This window comes from Pseudomonas sp. MH9.3, assembly GCF_034354675.1.
Classification (GTDB): Bacteria; Pseudomonadota; Gammaproteobacteria; order Pseudomonadales; family Pseudomonadaceae; genus Aquipseudomonas.
In genome coordinates this window covers 230748-246803 of sequence record NZ_CP133785.1, presented here as the reverse complement: position 1 = coordinate 246803, position 16056 = coordinate 230748, and the positions used below count along the sequence as shown (strand labels likewise).

Annotated in this window: 14 protein-coding genes; 2 read left to right on the top strand and 12 right to left on the bottom strand. The window is 59.9% G+C overall.

Annotated features, from left to right (window positions below; genetic code table 11):
- Positions 1-76: 76 nt before the first annotated feature.
- Positions 77-961, top strand: a complete 885-nt coding sequence (locus RHM60_RS01075) for a LysR substrate-binding domain-containing protein (RefSeq protein WP_322213314.1) — start codon at positions 77-79, stop codon at positions 959-961.
- A gap of 109 nt (positions 962-1070) precedes the next feature.
- Here the strand turns inward: RHM60_RS01075 and RHM60_RS01070 are convergent, their stop codons facing one another.
- From RHM60_RS01070 to RHM60_RS01060, 3 genes are all read right to left on the bottom strand, one after another.
- Positions 1071-5291 carry a YDG domain-containing protein gene (locus RHM60_RS01070; RefSeq protein ID WP_322213313.1) on the bottom strand — a complete coding sequence of 1407 codons (4221 nt, stop codon included), beginning with the start codon at positions 5289-5291 and terminating at the stop codon, positions 1071-1073.
- Positions 5292-5336: 45 nt separating this feature from the next.
- Complete coding sequence (locus tag RHM60_RS01065; protein ID WP_322213312.1) at positions 5337-7058, bottom strand: ShlB/FhaC/HecB family hemolysin secretion/activation protein; 1722 nt, start codon at positions 7056-7058, stop codon at positions 5337-5339.
- Positions 7059-7353: 295 nt separating this feature from the next.
- Positions 7354-7503 carry a hypothetical protein gene (locus RHM60_RS01060; protein WP_209981120.1) on the bottom strand — a complete coding sequence of 50 codons (150 nt, stop codon included), beginning with the start codon at positions 7501-7503 and terminating at the stop codon, positions 7354-7356.
- A 222-nt stretch (positions 7504-7725) separates the two neighbouring features.
- On the opposite strand from RHM60_RS01060, the gene RHM60_RS01055 reads away from it, so the two are divergent.
- Positions 7726-7929 (top strand): hypothetical protein, encoded by a 204-nt coding sequence (locus RHM60_RS01055; RefSeq protein ID WP_416195171.1) that lies wholly within the window; start codon positions 7726-7728, stop codon positions 7927-7929.
- Between the two features lie 114 nt (positions 7930-8043).
- Here the strand turns inward: RHM60_RS01055 and RHM60_RS01050 are convergent, their stop codons facing one another.
- The 9 genes from RHM60_RS01050 to RHM60_RS01010 form a co-directional block, all read right to left on the bottom strand.
- Positions 8044-8931 (bottom strand): glycine betaine ABC transporter substrate-binding protein, encoded by an 888-nt coding sequence (locus RHM60_RS01050; protein ID WP_231421785.1) that lies wholly within the window; start codon positions 8929-8931, stop codon positions 8044-8046.
- A 39-nt stretch (positions 8932-8970) separates the two neighbouring features.
- A complete protein-coding gene (locus RHM60_RS01045; protein ID WP_209981115.1) occupies positions 8971-9639 on the bottom strand; it encodes an ABC transporter permease in 669 nt (222 codons plus the stop codon).
- Positions 9640-9641: 2 nt separating this feature from the next.
- Positions 9642-10613 carry an ABC transporter ATP-binding protein gene (locus RHM60_RS01040; RefSeq protein WP_322213311.1) on the bottom strand — a complete coding sequence of 324 codons (972 nt, stop codon included), beginning with the start codon at positions 10611-10613 and terminating at the stop codon, positions 9642-9644.
- Positions 10610-11299, bottom strand: a complete 690-nt coding sequence (locus RHM60_RS01035) for an ABC transporter permease (RefSeq protein WP_322213310.1) — start codon at positions 11297-11299, stop codon at positions 10610-10612. The genes RHM60_RS01040 and RHM60_RS01035 overlap by 4 nt, the downstream gene beginning before the upstream one ends.
- A gap of 208 nt (positions 11300-11507) precedes the next feature.
- On the bottom strand, positions 11508-12437 hold the full coding sequence (locus RHM60_RS01030) for a GlxA family transcriptional regulator (protein ID WP_231421783.1): 930 nt from the start codon (positions 12435-12437) through the stop codon (positions 11508-11510).
- A gap of 343 nt (positions 12438-12780) precedes the next feature.
- Positions 12781-13749: an alpha/beta hydrolase gene (locus tag RHM60_RS01025; RefSeq protein WP_322213309.1), complete on the bottom strand. Its 969-nt coding sequence runs from the start codon at positions 13747-13749 to the stop codon at positions 12781-12783.
- 33 nt (positions 13750-13782) lie between these two features.
- Positions 13783-14673 carry an amidohydrolase family protein gene (locus RHM60_RS01020; RefSeq protein WP_231421781.1) on the bottom strand — a complete coding sequence of 297 codons (891 nt, stop codon included), beginning with the start codon at positions 14671-14673 and terminating at the stop codon, positions 13783-13785.
- 236 nt (positions 14674-14909) lie between these two features.
- The gene (locus RHM60_RS01015; RefSeq protein WP_003235658.1) at positions 14910-15158 is read right to left on the bottom strand and encodes a hypothetical protein; all 249 of its coding nucleotides are present in this window, start codon (positions 15156-15158) and stop codon (positions 14910-14912) included.
- Between the two features lie 2 nt (positions 15159-15160).
- The gene (locus RHM60_RS01010; RefSeq protein ID WP_209981102.1) at positions 15161-15862 is read right to left on the bottom strand and encodes a glycosyltransferase; all 702 of its coding nucleotides are present in this window, start codon (positions 15860-15862) and stop codon (positions 15161-15163) included.
- Positions 15863-16056 lie beyond the last annotated feature (194 nt).

Genomic DNA, 16056 nt, shown 5'->3' with positions numbered 1-16056 from the left:
TTGGTTTGGCCCATGATCCTGCAGGTTACGGCGCGCTACAAACGCATAATCCTGCCGCTATCGATGACTTTTACGAATGAATTACCGTCACCTCACCCCTTCGATGTCGCTGCTGCTGGCGTTTGAAGCCGCTGCGCGGCACGAAAGCTACACCCGCGCGGCCGTGGAGCTGTCCCTGACCCAGAGCGCCGTGAGTCGACAGGTTCAGGCACTGGAGCAGCAACTGGGCCTGACGCTGTTTCGCCGCGAAGGCCGGCACGTCCAGTTGACCGACGTGGGCAGGCTGTATCAGCGCGAGATGAGCCATGCGCTCGGCCTGATCCGCAGCGCCACGTTGCAGGCCCTGGCCTACCAATCGGGCAGCGGCACCCTGCGCCTGGCCACCTTGCCGACCTTTGGCTCAAAGTGGCTGTTGCCGCGCCTGCATGATTTTTACAAAAGCCACCCCGGCATGCTGGTGCACATCCATTCGCGGATCGACGCCATCGACTTCGAAACCAGCGGCATCGATGCCGCCATCGTCGTGGGCAGTGCCGATCTGCCAGGACTGATCAGCCATCGGCTGCACATGGAAGAACTGCTGGTGATCATGTCGCCCGAAGCCGCCCTGGCCCATAAAGACTGGCAAGCGCAGCACCTGGCGCAGCAGACGCTGTTGAATGTGGCAAACAATGCCAGCGTCTGGGGCGAGTGGTTCAGCCACCACGGCCTGCCCCATCGCCTGATGCGCCTGGGGCCGAGCTTTGAGCTGACGTCGCACCTGATCCAGGCCGTGCGCGCAGGCATCGGCATCGGCCTGGTGCCGCGTATCCTGGTGAGCGACGAACTGGCCAAGGGCGAATTGATCAGCCTGGGGCAGCCCTTCGCCAGTCAGCGCAGTTATTACCTGGTTTATCCGCCGCGCAATGAAAGGCTGCCTTCGTTGATTGCGTTTCGCACCTGGCTGTTGGAGCAACTGTGAGTGAGGCCGCAGCCCTTCAGGCATTTTTAAGCCAGCCCTGCAACTCCATGTGTCGTTAGCGGCTCCCGCCGATAATGTCGAAACGCGCTATGAACTGCGCAGCTCGGGGTTAATTGCCCGCGTGGATGAAACCACCAGGAGTGAAGTTAAGTGGCAGTCTGTAACGACCACTCCTTAAGTCGTCATCCCCCCGCAGTGGCACCGCCTCGACCCCCAAATACTCGACCCTCTGGGAATGACTCAAACCACGCTCAATTTCGCCTGCTGGAGGAGGTATCAAGTTCGGTAAAACGGGAACTGATGTGATCCGCAAGCTCCCATTCTCGTAACCAATAATATAGTTGCCGAACGTTAGTGGCCCCAGCGGTGCAATAGAATAAGTTCCCGCTGCAACAGCGTTTTGGGCGGAGCCTGCATAGCGCAGGGGCAGACCAGCGAGTTCGTTTGCATCTTCGCCTGCCACGAATCCGGCATAACGGACGCCGTTACCTCCCGAATAGGGGCGACCGCTCCAAGGCACAACCTGGTCGTTCGCCGTTATCTTCAAGGTAGCCGGAAGTATTGAAGCGACGATGCTGCCATTACTCGGAACGATAAATTGATAGTTGCCCGCATCGGCTCCGGTCAGGCTGCCGAGGACGCTGACCGCTTTGCCTTGGCCGACGTTCTTATCGGCAAAAAGGCCGCTGGTGGTAACGCTCAAGTCATCACCCGCCACGACTGTGTTGCTGTCGAGACCGCCATGCACTGTGGCAGTGGTGGTGCCGTCGTAGACCTTGTTGTCAGCGGTGAATGCACCGCCAATCGTCCTTGGCGTGATGGCCGCGACAACATTACTCGGGGCAGTAAATTGATAGTTGCCGGCATCGGCTCCGGTCAGGCTGCCGAAGACGCTGACGGCTTTGCCTTGACCGACGTTCTTGTCGGCAAAAAGACCGCTGGTGGTGACGTTCAAGTCATCACCCGCCACGACAGTATTGCTGTCGAGACCGCCATGCACAGTGGCGGTGGTGGTGCCATCATAGACCTTGTTGTCGGCGGTGAAGGCACCGCCAATCGTCCTTGGGGTGATGGCGGCGACAACGCTGCCATTACTCGGAGCGATAAATTGATAGTTGCCCGCATCGGCTCCGGTCAGGCTGCCGAAGACGCTGACCGCTTTGCCTTGGCCGACGTTCTTGTCGGCAAAAAGACCGCTGGTGGTGACGTTCAAGTCATCACCCGCCACGACTGTGTTGCTGTCGAGACCGCCATGCACAGTGGCGCTAGTCGTGCCGTCGTATACCTTGTTGTCGGCGGTGAATGCACCGCCAATCGTCCTTGGGGTAATGGCCGCGACAACGCTGCCATTACTCGGAGCGATAAATTGATAGTTGCCCGCATCGGCTCCGGTCAGACTGCCGAAGACGCTGACGGCTTTGCCTTGACCGACATTTTTGTCGGCAAAAAGACCGCTGGTGGTGACTTTCAAGTCATCACCCGCCACGACTGTGTTGCTGTCGAGACCGCCATGCACAGTGGCGCTAGTCGTGCCGTCGTAGACCTTGTTGTCGGCGGTGAATGCACCGCCAATCGCGCGTTGGGAGATGGTGTATGTCCCCTGGACGTAACTGATGTCGTAGCCGAGCTGATCGGAGTAGAGGCCACTCATGCTCAGGGCGTAGGCTCCGGCATTACGGGCAGAGGTGCTAGCATAGATCGGCGTGCCCAGGACCTGGACACTGCTAGCTGATAGCGTAAAGCCATTTCCACTTACCGTTGCAGTGCTCCCGTCGTAGACCCGGCCATTATTGTTCACCGTTGCATTCACTGGTTTGAGAAAGCTGCGCAGCAACGGCGTCGTCTGCCCCTCGTATAGGCGCCAAGCCCTCCCGGTCCCGCCCGTAGCATCGATGTCCCAGTTCTGGAAAGTGCTGAGCGTGGTCAGCTCGCTCCGGCTCTTACCGATGCCAAAGCTGTTGTAATTGCTCGCATTATTAATGCCCGCACCTGAGCTATCGGTGGTCGCGTAGAAGGAGTCGGTGATGGCATTGCCACTGTGCTGCCCGAGCAAACCGCCAACGAAGGTCCGATTACCCCGTAAGGCTGTTGCGCTGCCCAAGGCGTAACTTTGCTGCACTGTACCGATATTGCTTGCGACCAACCCGCCGGCATAGTTCGAATCGATACCGTCACTGGCGGACGCAGATCCCACGGCGTAACTTTGATAGAGGGTTCCCTGGACATTGGTACCGACTAAACCTCCCGCGAATGCAGACGTTTTGCCCTCGGACGCGATGACTGACGCCGTGGAGTAGCTGCCGCTGATAGTGCCCCCTTGCGCGGTACCGTTCACCGTTGTGGAGGTGTTATTGCCTACCAATCCTCCAGCGATATTTTGATCCGCGTTGGCGTCGCCAGTTGTAACGGAACCCGTGGAATAACTGCTGTCGATACTCCCCAAATTGCGCGCGGCGAGGCCACCAGCAAAATTATCATTGCCGCCGGAAGCCGAGAAAAAACCGTCAGTAAGGCCCAAGTGGGTAACATGAGCCGCGCTTCCTAAAGTGCCAAACAGCCCGGCCTCAGCGTTGGTGCTTTGCGAGGAGGCATGGACCGAGACCTGAAGCTTATCGATCAGGTGACCGCCACCGTCCAAAGAGCCTGTGAAAGGTCGATCGAAGTTGCCGATAGGCACAAATCCACTGCAAGAGGAATCACAGTTCCAGTTCTGGGTACCTACAGCCTGGATATCATTGGCCAGTTTGAAGTGGCTGCTCAGGAACCCTTGCATCCCCTGCACACCATAAACGTCGGTGAGCAGGTAAGGGTTGCTTGAACTTCCATCCCCCCCGTTCGCGCGCAGGAAGGAGCCGCCATTCAAGCGAAAGTCATGGGCCTGAAATGTAGATAGGTTTGCACTGTTTTGAGTCCAGGTTCCCCCCAGGAAGTTAAAGGTTCCCACATCAATCGCAGCGTTGACGTTAACGTTGCGCGCTATGCTCAGTGTCAGGCCGCCATTGACGGCGCTGATGGGCGCATTGATATTCAGGTCGCGCAACGTAAGCAGGCTCAGGGTAGTCGCGGCATTCCAGCTGATTGGCGCCTGGATATTCAGATCTCCAGGCTCGCTGCCTTGAGCGTCAGTTTGCAGAAGAATATTGGTGCTGGCCAGATTGGAGACGAGAGTGTCTGCGCCAATGCCGCTGGTGGTTTGAGCTCGGCCACCCGCCGATACGGTGAAATCGGTGGGGTCGACAAGCCACTTGCCGGTCTGTCCCTTGGGCGCCTGAGTAGTGACTCGAGTCGCCGGTGCTATCTGTACCTGTGCACCACTCGTTTCGACGAAACCGCCGTTGCCACCGTTGATGGCGCTGGCATCCAGAGTGCCGGCCACCTCGGCACGCCCACCGTGCTCCAGATCGGCCAATAGCAGAATCTTGCCCTCGTGTTCCGCCACCGTGTGAGCCTGCAGCGTGCCAGTATTGCTCACCACTGCCGAGGCGAGCGCGTTAGCGCCCTGAGCATTGAGTACGATCTGCCCACCATCAGCGTAGATTGCACCGCCGTTACGGATGCTGGACTGCAACTCAGACGCACTGACGGCAATCTGCAGATGGCCGTCGGCACCCGCCGCGAAGCTGACTTCCTGACCGCCCGCGAGCACGACGTTGCCGTTATCGGCCGATATACTGCCGGTGTTGCCGACGGTTCGCCCCAGCAGTGCTACGGTGCCATTCCTGGCGCTGATGTGACCTTGGTTGATAACCTCGCCCTTGCTCTGGTCTGTGAGCACGAATCGGTCCCGCCCGGCCAGGAAGTCCTCGTTGGCAATATCCAGCGTCGAGGCGACCAGACCTCCCGTGTTCACTTGGGCGCTGGGGCCGAAGAGTACGCCTGCGCCGTTGACCAGATACACCCTGCCATTAGCGGAAAGGCTGCCCTGAATCAGCGATTGACCACCGCCGCCCGTGACGCGATTAAGGGCTGTCGCATTCGCGCCTGGCTGGTTGAAGCGCACACTTGCGTTCTGACCTATGTCGAAGGATTGCCAGTCAAGGATGGCACGATCGGAATGCTGCTCGACAACCAACTGATTGCCCTGCTGATGAAGTAATGCCTGGCCGCCGACGACCTTCCCGCCCGTTGGTAGTGCACCGGGCTCAAGCGCCACGCCAGGTGTGGACACCATCAACAGGCTTACCACCATCGCCAGGAGCACTGAATGAAACGCTGGTTTTCGATAGGGGACATTAACCCTGAAAGTCCACCTCAACCACGCCGCAGGTTCGCAGTTCAGTGCACGTGACGCCGCAGGCCAGGGAGTTGCAAGGGGGGCTTGTCGTTTCATGGTTATGTCCCGCGCAAAAGTCTGAGCAGTTGTGAGTCAATCAACCTAGAAGCTTTGACTGGCGGTGAGCCAGACACGCGGTCCGGTCGAGCCACCATCCTGGTCTTGATCGCTGCGGGTACCACCGGGATTGTTGCCCAGCGGCACCGCGAATATCCCATTGATGGCGAAACCACGCGCATGGGTCCAGGCAAGACCGACGCCGCTGGCATAAAGGGGATAGGTGTTACGGCCGCTACCTGCAGTATCCCAGCCTCGCCAGGGAGTTTGATGTTGGCGTGTGACACCCGCATCAAAGAAGGCATAACCATCCAGGTTCGCAATACCCAGCATGGGTAGCAGGCTATGCAGTTCCAGTTGCATCAGGGCACCACTGTCGCCACTGCCCTCGTTGACCGGATACCCCCTCACGCCATAGGGGCCACCCAGGCTGAACTGTTGCGACGAGGCAAGGTTATTGAAAGCGAGCTGACTGGCGAAGCGCCCTCTCAGATAGAGCGCCGGAGCCAGTACCTGATCGCGGCGAAGTTCGACCCCAAGCGCAGCGAAGCCGCCTTCAACGCCCGCGCTTTGGGCGTCCTGATCACGGTCCGCGGCAATCCGCAGCGCGGCGCGCCCGCCCTCCAGTGAGAATCTTGCGGCGGTGACACCGCCACCGCCCCAACCATCCCTGGCGTCGCCGCGCAGTTCGAGCGTCGCCAGTTGAATATCTCGCCGGCGCAGGGTGACATCAAAGGCCTCGTCTTCCAGACGCGCATGGCTGACGTCCAGCCCCACCGTGATATTGCGTTCTGTGCTGCGCAACAATGGATAGCTCAGGCCCGCATACAGGGTGCGACTCTGGCCGCGTGCGTCCAAATCGGCAAACTCTTTACCCAGTTGGTAATGCAATTGACCATAGCCGACGCTGGCGCGCAGGCCGTCATAACCCACAGGCGCGCTGTAGGAAACGCTCTCATAATCGAGTCGCTCACTAAGAATCCCACTGATCTGCAGTTGATCACCGAAGCCGCTGGGATTGTCGAGCCTGACGGTGCCGAAGCCCTGCCCTCGCCCGGTGAAACGGTTGCCAAAGTTGTTGGCGCCGACAAGCCCCGCGAATAAAGGCGTGTCGCTGATCTGCAACGCCAGATCACTGGTGCCCGGCGCCTGACCTGGGCGCAGCGTACCTTCAGCCCGAACTCCAGGTAGATCGTTGGCCAGCAATAGCCCGCGCTCAAGTTGTGACAGAGAGTACGGTTCATCAGCATTGAGATCTCGGCCGGCTAGAGTGGATACGAAATCTCTGCGGACACGACCTGTACCGGGTGCAACTTGCAGACGTCCAAAGCGCCCTTCAACGATGTTGATGCGCAGCGTACCGTCGCTGACATCCTGCGTAGGCAATTGCACTCTTACAAACCATCCGCGCTCGCGGTAGTAACCTACCAGTTGTTGTGCGGCAGCCTGCACTTCACCCAACGTCAAAGGACGATTAAGGTAAGGGTCGAGTTGAGATGCAAGCTCGTTAACCGGTATCAGTTTGGCGCCGACAATATCGACACGCCGAATAACAACCTTGGGCCCGCGGTGATCAGCGCCTGAAATGGGCGCCGGTGCGGCTGGCGACGGTGCAACGACCGGCCTCTGCAGGTTCTGGTCTATCTGGCGCTGAAGCTGGCCCGCGTCCGGCGCAACCTGGGCTTGAGCCGCTGAAGCACAGAAAAAAGCGGCGCCTATGACCAGACGTGTTATTGGACGTTCACCACATGAGCACGTCGTTCGCATTGTTAATGTCCGGTTGAAAACACGTAACACACGAGCATTTAATCTAGATTATTTTCATACTTTATCCAGGCAGCTTTTATGAATTTTTCATTAGCGGTCGTTTTGGCTCCTGGCAATTGGCTGGCTGACATGATCAATCAAACTTTTACTAATAAGAAGAGAGTGTTCGGCCTGAAACCTGAGCAACTCTTCCACTGTCATTGCGGAATCAAAAACCGATAACTCAATAAAGTCACACGCAACAGACTGCCGCCCATCATGCACTTCAGGCGGCCCGCCATGGCTCAACTACCACTCACTTCCCCCCCTCCACCTTCCCTTCCTGCATCTGCACCGACGACTTGCTTCCATCGGTATTGCCTTTGGTGGTGTTGTCGGCATTGTCAAAGCACCCGTGCAGCAGGAACACGCTGCACAGGCTCAGGCACATCGAGAGTCTTTTCATGATCATCTCCAGGCGAATTCAAACACGGGCCGTCAGCCCTTGTTTTATCTGGCCCGGACACACCTGTGCCTGTTCAACAAATAGTCTGCCTGGCTGACAGGCGGTCAAGGCACCGTCGGCAAAAAATCTGAATCATTCACCCAGGCGGCCCTCTGTGTTTTATATGGAATAAAGAACGAGGACGCTGGCTTGAGCGATGTGGATTGGGTGCAATGGCCTGCCATGGCCGTCACCGTAATGGCGGCATGGCTGATCGGGTCTCAGCGCCCAGCAAGGCGGATGGCAGGATTTTTCTGTTTTATCTTGAGCAATATTCTGTGGGTCATCTGGGGCGTGCATGCCCATGCGTACGCGCTGATCGTGCTGCAGATATGCCTGTGCCTGATGAACCTGCGCGGCTTCAGAAAGAACGTGCAAAATCGCTGATCAAGATCATCCGCATTGCGCTGCACGCGCACGTTCTTTGTGAAGCCCCGCGCGGGCTTGCACAAAAAGCCTGCTCGCCAAAGAGGCCGGGGGTCGCCTCCAGACAGCGTTTAGTCAGTTCATCTGGAACAGTTGGCGTTGCTGGAGGAATTCACGGGATACATTTTCGATGGATTCACGGCCCACTTCGATACGCGCATTAAGCGCGGCAATGGTGGCGTCATCCAGCGTGGAAGACAGTGCGTTGAGCAACTGCCCGACCTTCGGGTTGGCCTTCAGAACCTCGGTGCGGATGACGGGGGTGAGTGCGTAACTGGGAAAAAATCCCTTGTCGTCCTTCAGCGCAACAAACCCGAACGCGGACATGCGTCCATCAGTCGACATCACCAGCGCCACGTTCGTCTGGCTGTCACGCAGGGCCTGGTAAGTCAGGCCGCCGTCCATTCGGATCACGTTTTTACGCCCGAACTCGAACCCATAGGTTTGTTGCAGCGGTCGCAGCCCGTCAGAGCGCGAAAAAAATTCGGCATTGGAGGCAAATGTGTAGAGCTTGCCGTCGCCGATATTCCTGGCCAGGTCGCTGATCGAGGCAATGCCGTCCTTGTCCGCCTGCTCCTTGCGCATGGCCAGTGCGTAGGTGTTGTTGGCGCCGGATGGATTCAACCAGGTGATGCCCTTCTGCGCGTCCAGGGCACTGACCTTGTTGTAGGCTGCTTCGGCATCCAGCTTTTCATTGACCTTATTGTGAACGATCAACGCAGTGCCGGTGTATTCCCAGTACACGTCGACCTGGCCGTTTTCCTGCGCCGCGCGCAGGATCGAGGAGCCCAGGTCCGGGCGTTTATCCACCCGATAGCCATTGGCGCGCAGCAACTGAGTGGTAAGTTCGGCCACCAGTTGCTGCTCGGTAAATTTCTTGCCGCCGACGACGAGGGTGCTGTTGGCGGAGGCACCGCCCACCAGACACAACGTAAACATCAGACTGACCAACGCTCGATACATCATCCTGCACCTCGTTTCAGTGTTGTGTGTCGACAGATTTCAAACGCGTCCGGCCAAACGCAATCCACGGGAAACGCTGAGGTTCTGGATCAGGCCGCACGCAAGGTCGATCACGATGGCCAGCAATGCGGTGGACACGGCACCGGCCAGCATCATGTCGAAATCGTTCAGGTCGATACCGGTAAAGATCAATTCGCCCAGCCCGCCCCCGCCGACCAGGAAGGCCAGCGGCGCCGTGCCGACGTTGATGGCCAGGGCCGTACGGATACCGGCGAAGATCACGTTCATCGCATTCGGTATCTCGACTTTCCACAGCACTTGCGTCGGCGTCATGCCCATGGCCTCGGCCGCTTCGATCACGTGCCGGGGCACCGCGCGCAAACCTTCGCAGGTGTTTACCGCCACGGGCAGCAAGGTTGCCACCCACAAGGCGAAGATGGCCGCGCTACTGCCCACGCCGACAAAGCTCATGGCCAGCGCCAGCAGGGCGAGCTTGGGAATGGCCTGCCCCACATTGAGAAGCTGCATGCACGCCATGGCATGGCGCTGGCTCGCCGTGCGGCTCATCCATACGCCAAGGGGCAGCGCCACCAGCAAGGCCAGTGCCGCGCTGATGGCGACGATTTGCAGGTGCTGAACGCTCAGGTAGCTGATATCGCCCCAATAGAGCTCAAGCCCGGCGCTCAATCGGCTGATGAACTCAGGCATCGTCAGTGCACCCCATGCGTCGTGTGGTCCGCCAGCCGCGCCAGGATATCGGCCTGGTGCACGTAGCCGACAAAACGTCCGTCACTGTCATTGCACAGCGCCCAGTCCTGACCGCACCCCAGCAATTGCGAAAACACCTGACGCAGGTCATCCCCAGGCTTGACCACCAGTTGCGCGGAGGAAGAACCGCCCTGCCGAGGCGGCACCTGGCTGGCCACATCCACCGAGCGCATCAGGCGCAGGCGCTTCATGATGCGGTCACCGCCCATGAAGCTGGCGACGAACTCGCTGACAGGCCGGGCCAGTAGATCGTCCGGGGTGCCGAACTGTTCGATCCTGCCGTCATGGAATAACGCGACACAATCGGCCATCTTCATGGCCTCGTCGATATCGTGGCTGACAAACAGCACGGTCTTGCCGACCTGGCGCTGGATGCGCATGAACTCGTCCTGGATCACTTCGCGATTGATCGGGTCGATGGCGCCGAACGGCTCGTCCATCAACATCACCGGCGGGTCGGCCGCCAGGGCACGGGCCACACCAACCCGCTGCTGCTGGCCGCCCGAAAGTTCACAGGGGTAGCGCTTGAGAAACGTCGCCGGGTCCAGTGCCACTACTTCCAGCAGCTCAGCGGCGCGCCTGCGGCTTTTGCTCTTGTCCCACCCGAGCAGATCGGGCACCACGCAGATGTTGTCCTCGACGGTCATGTTGGGGAACAGACCGACCTGTTGAATCACATAGCCGATGGAGCGTTTGAGGGTGACGCTGTCCAGTTCGGCGGTATCGCGCCCGGCAATCCTGATGGTGCCGGAGGTAGGCGCAATCAGCCGGTTGATCATCTTCAGGGTGGTGGTTTTGCCGCAGCCCGACGGGCCTAGCAGGATGCAGATCTGCCCCTCGGCGACGCTCAACGAGACGTCTTCTACCGCGGTGATGGCGCCAAAGGTCTTGTTCAAGTGTTCGATCTGGATCATGTCGTAGCCTCTTTCAGTCGACCGGCTATCAGCGTGCTGGTGTTCAGGCCGCGGGGTGTCAGCAGCCGCTGCAGGGCGTACAGCGCATAGTCGGCCGCGATGGCGATCACGCTGATGACCAGGGCACCGGCCAGCAATTGTCGCGTATCGGTTTGCGTGATACCGCGAATGATCAGACTGCCCAGGCCGCCGGCGCCGATGTAGGCGGCAATGGCTGCGATGCCGATATTGATCACCGTGGCCATCCTGACGCCCGCCATGATCAGCGGCACCGCCAGCGGCAGTTCGACCTTGCGCAGGCGCTGCCAGGGGGACATGCCCATGCCGATGGCTGCTTCGCGCAAGGCCGGGTCGATGTTGGAAATCGCAGTGCTGGTATTGCGGATGATCGGCAGCTGCGAATACAGAAACAGCGCAATGACCGCCGGTACGACACCGATTCCGTAGCCCACCAGGGACAGCACGGGAATCATCAGCCCGAACAACGCGGCCGAAGGAATGGTCATCAGCACGGCGGCGAAGGCCAGCACCCAGCGACGCAAGCCGGCGTGCTGGGAGATCGCGATGCCGACGGGCACACCGGTGAGGATCGCCAGACCGACGGCAAGCGCGACGATGAACAGGTGCTGCCCCAACAGAAAGCTGATCAGGCCGTGATTGTCCAGAATGAAGCGCAAGGTTTCCATGGTTGCAGGGCCTTCTTCAGGTCATTGTTGTTGTGATTGGCACAGCGCCGAAAGGCGCGCTGAACCTGCCACGAACCTTACCCCGTCAGCGCACGGTATCTGCGCTGTATCCCCGACGAGCTATATCAAAAAATCGACGTTTCCGAGTGCGCCAGCGCCCGTATGACGAGGTGGCAAAAGATTAGCGCTGCCGGGTCATGCCCTGACATCAGGAATGGGTTTCATCAAATTTCCGCCGCTCCTCGCCGGGCGTGCAGCCCCATGTGCGCCGGTAGACATCGCCCAGGTGCGAGGCTGAAACGAAGCCGCAACGGTGGGCGATATGGGCGATAGGCTGGGCGCTCTCACGCAGCAGGCGGCGCGCTTCGTTAAGCCGCAGTTCCAGGTAGAATTTTTTCGGGGTCTTGCCGAAGTGCTGTTGCCACAGGCGCTCCAACTGACGATGGGACAGGTTGCAGCGCTCGGCGATCACCTCGATGCCAACCAGGTGCTCCAGGTTGTTTTCCATCGCGGCAATCGCCGCCGTGAGCCGCCGGTCGTGAACCCCGAAACGCCACTGGATCGACATGCGCTGGTGTTCTTCGGGCGCCCTGATTCGGGCATGCAAAAATTGTTCGGCGACGCCTGCCGCCAGCGGGTTGCCGAAATCCAGCGCTATCTGCGCCAGCATCAGGTCGATGGCCGCCGTGCCACCGGCGCAGGTCCAGCGGTTGTCATGGTTGACGTAGAGGTCGCGGGTCACTTCGATGAGGGGAAATTCCTCGGCAAACTGGCCGATGCATTCCCAGTGCAGGGTGCAGCGTTTTCCATCGAGCAAACCGGCGCGGGCAAGAATGAAAGTGCCCGTGCTCAAGGCGCCTACCGTTATGCCCCGGGCCGCCGCGCGTTGCAGATAGCGCAGCATCTTCGGCGGTTTCTGTGTCTCGATATCCAGGCTGGCCAGCACGAACACGCGGTCCAGCGCGGGGGCGTGTTCGATCGCCACCGTCTGCAGTTCCAGGCCACTGCTGGAGCACACCGGCCCACCGGTTTCACTCAGCAGCGTCCACTCATACAACCGTGTGCCGCGAAGCCGATTCGCCGCCCGCAGCGGCTCGCTGGCGCCGGCAAGCGCCATCATCGAGAACTGGGGAAGCATGAGCAAACCAATGTGCCTGGGAGTCGTCATCGCCGAATTCTCGTGTGGGCGCCCACCTGGGGAAACGTGTTTAAACCAGACCCGTGGCAAGCCCTAATGCCGCTCAGTTAAGCGCAGATTCCCTGCGGCGAGCAGGCTTGTCCTGCGTTGGGTTGCGCAGCAGCCCCAAAGCCAGGCGCTGAGCCGTATCAGGTACACCGCGTTTTGCTTGATTGGGGGCGCTGCGCACCCCAACGCGGGGCAAGCCCGCTCGCCACAATAAGCCCACAAAATTTCCTTAACTGAACGGCATTAGGGCAAGCCCGCTCACCACATTTGCAGACCCTGAGGATTGACGGCCTATTCAGCCGCGCGCACGAATCGCCTCATCGATGCTGTGGATCATGCTCTGGAACAGCGGATTGTCCGCCTGATTCTGCTGGCCGTGCTGCATCTGCGCGATTAGCAGCACGCCCGCGCCGGCATCACCGGGATAGTGTCGATACAGCCGCTCGGATTCGGACGGCCTGTGCAGGGTATTGTCGGCGCCGTGGATAATCAATGCAGGCGCAAAGCCTGCTGCGCCTTCGATACCGCGCTCCGGGTCATAGGCGACACAGGCTTTGTAGGACTTTGCCGTCACGTGGCTGCAACCCGGCCAACGATCAGCACCGCCCGCCTCGGTATAGCTGCCCAACTGCTGGTCCACGTAGGCCTGGGTTTCGGGGTCCAGCGGATAAAAGCCCAGACGGGTTGATTCGGTACCGATATCGAACGGCGGAATCGGTGCGTCATCCGGCAATTGCTGGATCGCCGCATCGGCCGCTTGACTGTCGGTGCGCAAGGCTTGCAGTTGACGGGTGCCGGTGTAGCTCATCGGCACCCATAAACGGATCTGCTCGCCCCCCGCCGCCGCGAGTTCAGCCACGGCGCCAAGGCTTGCCACCGCGCCCAGCGCCCAGGACGCCACCACCGGCATTTCACCGAAGGTCTCACGTACCCAGGCAACGGCGCCGAGGACTTCGTCCCGCTGGTCTTCGAGTATCACCCGGGTGATTTCCATGCCCTCGGCCTTGAGCGTGTTGCGTACGTATTTATTGGAAAAAAAGCCCGCCACGTCATAGGTCATCACGCGGTAACCCCGCGCCGCCAGCGCACGCCCGAACAACTGGCCGTACATGCTGACGCCGCCGGTGAAGCCCGAGTTGAAGACCACCGGTGGCAATGAGGTGGACGAAGCCGAATCGGGCTCGAACACCCAGCCCTTGAGGTTTAACGTTGCATCGCCATAGTGGACGGCGAAGGTCATTTCCTTGCTACGGATGCTGTTCATTACTGGGTATCCCGGACGGTGAAAAGGAGTGGTTCAGCAAGTGCCTCGCAGCAGCTGACTGACCGGCAGGCGGGTCGCCTCACCTACGTGCCGCGCAACGGCGTCGACAAACTCAAAGGCACTGGCCACGTCAAGACCGTGGGCATAGGGCACACCGTTTTCGTCGACTCCCACGTGCGGCGCATCGCTGGCTTGCAGCAGCAGCTTGTCGGCACCGACGGTGCGCACAATCTGCGTGACGAATTGGGCAGCCGTCTGCGGGTTGGTCGAGGTTCGATAACCCGGCCCCTTGAACCACACCGTACCGCGCCGTCGCGCTTCAGTGAGCAGCGCAAGATAGGCAGGCTCCATCGCGCCACGTTCGCCGTGGCAACTGCCCAGGTGATCGATGATGACCCGCACGGCTTGCGGCACCTGACGTAACACGCACAGAGTGGTCGCGGCTTCCTTTGCATAAATATGCACGTGCTGGTGCGGCAGCAACCGAGCGTAGAACGCCAACCAGTGCGCGGTGCAAAAGCGCGTCCCATGAATGCTTTCAGGCGGCGCATCGTGCAGCACGATACGCGCGCCAATAACCTGCGGATGAGCGAGGCGCGCGTGGGTTGCGTAGACCGGGTGCGCCTTGATCGTGCCGACCAGCCTTACACCGCCATACCGCCGGGGGTCGGCAGCCTTAAGCGCCTTCAGCTCATCGAATGAGGCGAACACATTGTGCGAGTCCGGCAGGATGCTCAGGTGAACATTGTTGATGACGGCGGGGAGCGTGCCGGCATCGATCAGCCGGTCCAGGTACGCCGTCAGCGGATGCGGTGCCGGCAAGCTGTAGGGCAACGAGCCTGACACGCGCTGAAGATCGGCTGACGAGTAGAAGTGAACGTGATTATCGAATCGACTGACGATGCTTGGGAGCGGCGGCTGCATGATGATCGTTCCTGCAAAGGTGCAGGAACAATAATCGTGGGAGGTGCCTGGCCGCTCCCGGCAATTCGACGGGGCTTATCAGATTCTCGCCATGCAAGGCATGCCTACCCGCGTCACCCGTCCACTTTGTCGGCGTAGGACTCAAAGAACCCGTCAGCCCTATCTTCCGTGTGATATTGATTTGCGGGTTTTGCGTCGATACGAAATAAAGACAAGTGCAAAATCGCTGATCAAGATCATCCGGCATTGCGCTGCGCGCGCAGGTTCTTTGTGAAGCCCCGCGCGTTCATGCCCAGCAGAACGCATTCGAGCACGATCAAGCCGTAGGCATTGGTATGCCAGCCCCAAGCCACCCACAGCGTGTTGCTGAGGATGAAGCCCCAGAACGCGAGCATGCGTCGGCGCGGGCGTTGCGAACCGATGAACCAGGCCGAAAGCACGGTCACGGCCATGGCGGGCCATTGCACCCAGTCAACCAGATCCACTTCTACTCCACCCCGAGCGCAGCGCTCGCTCCCGGACACGCGTCGACGCCAAGGCCGGGCACCAGCGTGGCCAGGTATTCGCCAAACCCTCCGCGACACTTGTAGTCGCGACGTGCGCTGGTGATCACCGGGTTGGTGGCGGTCCAGACGATGCGTGCACCGGTCCGTTCAAGATCTGCCACCAGGCGCACATCCTCGTGGGCAGCCAGGTGCTGAAAGCCGCCGGCCGTCAGATAGGCCTCGGCGCTCAGGCCGATGTTGGCGCCGTGGATATGGCGATGGTTTTCGATGAACTGGTACAGCGCCATGTACCGCGAGCGCACGGCTTCGTCGTGTTCACTCCAGCCATCCACGTCGACGGTGCCGCACACCGCGTCGGCCCCAAAGCCGATCTGGCGTGCCAGCCAGTCCGGCGGCACCACCGTGTCGGCATCCGTAAAGGCCAGCCAGCGCGCGCCGCGCTTCAAGAGCTGCTCGGCGCCTGTGGCCCTGGCCTTGCCGACATTGCGAAAGCACACGTCCAGGCGCTCTACCTGCTTTGCCGACACCTGCGCGGGCGTGCCATCCGAGCAGTCGTCCAGCACCACCAGAATCTCCAGCGTCTGACCCTTGAGGGCCGGATGCTCGGTGGCGCGCAACACGGAGTCGAGGCATTCGCCGATATAGTGCTCTTCGTTATGGGCAGGTATCACGATCCCTATCATTTACATTCCCTCCGACGTGTCCTGAGCAATCGACACTGTGCGTGAGCAGAAGGTTTAAAGAGTTTTGAACGTGCGGGTGCGCAGTCTTTCCAGGCAGTACATGGATGCCAACAGGATGCACACTACGATATTTGCATTGAACGATCGCCCGCGCCGCGGGCTCTACCGCTTGGCAAGATTGCCCCTATCACCTG

Excerpts from the sequence above, each read along its gene's own strand:
- RHM60_RS01075 (WP_322213314.1), top strand. The coding sequence starts at position 77 with ATGAATTACCGTCACCTCACCCCTTCGATGTCGCTGCTGCTGGCGTTT.
- RHM60_RS01070 (WP_322213313.1), bottom strand. The coding sequence starts at position 5,291 with ATGAAACGACAAGCCCCCCTTGCAACTCCCTGGCCTGCGGCGTCACGT.
- RHM60_RS01065 (WP_322213312.1), bottom strand. The coding sequence starts at position 7,058 with ATGCGAACGACGTGCTCATGTGGTGAACGTCCAATAACACGTCTGGTC.
- RHM60_RS01060 (WP_209981120.1), bottom strand. The coding sequence starts at position 7,503 with ATGAAAAGACTCTCGATGTGCCTGAGCCTGTGCAGCGTGTTCCTGCTG.
- RHM60_RS01055 (WP_416195171.1), top strand. The coding sequence starts at position 7,726 with ATGGCCGTCACCGTAATGGCGGCATGGCTGATCGGGTCTCAGCGCCCA.
- RHM60_RS01050 (WP_231421785.1), bottom strand. The coding sequence starts at position 8,931 with ATGTATCGAGCGTTGGTCAGTCTGATGTTTACGTTGTGTCTGGTGGGC.
- RHM60_RS01045 (WP_209981115.1), bottom strand. The coding sequence starts at position 9,639 with ATGCCTGAGTTCATCAGCCGATTGAGCGCCGGGCTTGAGCTCTATTGG.
- RHM60_RS01040 (WP_322213311.1), bottom strand. The coding sequence starts at position 10,613 with ATGATCCAGATCGAACACTTGAACAAGACCTTTGGCGCCATCACCGCG.
- RHM60_RS01035 (WP_322213310.1), bottom strand. The coding sequence starts at position 11,299 with ATGGAAACCTTGCGCTTCATTCTGGACAATCACGGCCTGATCAGCTTT.
- RHM60_RS01030 (WP_231421783.1), bottom strand. The coding sequence starts at position 12,437 with ATGCTTCCCCAGTTCTCGATGATGGCGCTTGCCGGCGCCAGCGAGCCG.
- RHM60_RS01025 (WP_322213309.1), bottom strand. The coding sequence starts at position 13,749 with ATGAACAGCATCCGTAGCAAGGAAATGACCTTCGCCGTCCACTATGGC.
- RHM60_RS01020 (WP_231421781.1), bottom strand. The coding sequence starts at position 14,673 with ATGCAGCCGCCGCTCCCAAGCATCGTCAGTCGATTCGATAATCACGTT.
- RHM60_RS01010 (WP_209981102.1), bottom strand. The coding sequence starts at position 15,862 with ATGATAGGGATCGTGATACCTGCCCATAACGAAGAGCACTATATCGGC.